This is a genomic window from Geminicoccus harenae (assembly GCF_019800005.1).
GTDB classification, from domain to species: domain Bacteria; phylum Pseudomonadota; class Alphaproteobacteria; order Geminicoccales; family Geminicoccaceae; genus Geminicoccus; species Geminicoccus harenae.
Genome location: NZ_JABGCL010000214.1, coordinates 1 through 729, shown reverse-complemented (window position 1 = coordinate 729; position 729 = coordinate 1). Strand labels below are relative to the sequence as shown.

Below are 729 nucleotides of genomic sequence, written 5' to 3'. Positions count from 1 at the left end.
AATGCTACGAGAGTAGCGGCAGTTGCAGTTGGAAATATTGTTTTAAATTTTGGTAGAGACAGAGTTTTAATATTAAAGGATTGTCTTTATGTACCTTCCATTAGAAGGAATTTGATTTCAGTTTCTTGTTTGGTTAAAGATGGATATTCTATTTATTTTGATAATTTAGTTACTATTAAATTTAACAAAAGTTTTATCTGTTCTGGTTCATTGGTGGATGATCTTTATATTATTAATCCTGTCTCTCCAACACTGCAACTTAATGAATTGAATGCCACTAATAGTTTGCCATATAAGAGAAAGGAACCTTCTCAAATGAACCAAACCTATCTTTGGCACTTACGCCTAGGTCATATTAATCTAAAACGGATTTCAAGACTGGTTCAAAATGGACCATTAGATTCATTAGAAGTGGAGGCACTTCCAGTCTGTGAATCTTGCTTAGAAGGTAAGATGACCAAGCGGCCCTTTTCGGCCAAAGGCTATAGAGCAAAAGAGCAATTGGAATTGGTTCATTCTGATTTGTGTGGACCCATGACTATCCAGGCTAGAGGTGGTTTTGAGTACTTCATGACTTTCATTGATGACTACTCAAGGTATGGATACATTTATTTGATGCGCCGTAAGTCCGAAGCTTTTGAGAAATTCAAAGAGTATAGGGCGGAAACGGAGAAGCGTCTGGGTAAATGTATCAAGACACTACGATCCGATCGTGGTAGCGAGTACCTC

Annotated in this window: 1 protein-coding gene; it reads left to right on the top strand. The window is 37.3% G+C overall.

Annotated elements, in window-relative coordinates:
- Nucleotides 1-729: GAG-pre-integrase domain-containing protein (locus HLA95_RS30410; RefSeq protein WP_222185173.1), on the top strand; the 729-nt coding region annotated here is incomplete at both ends.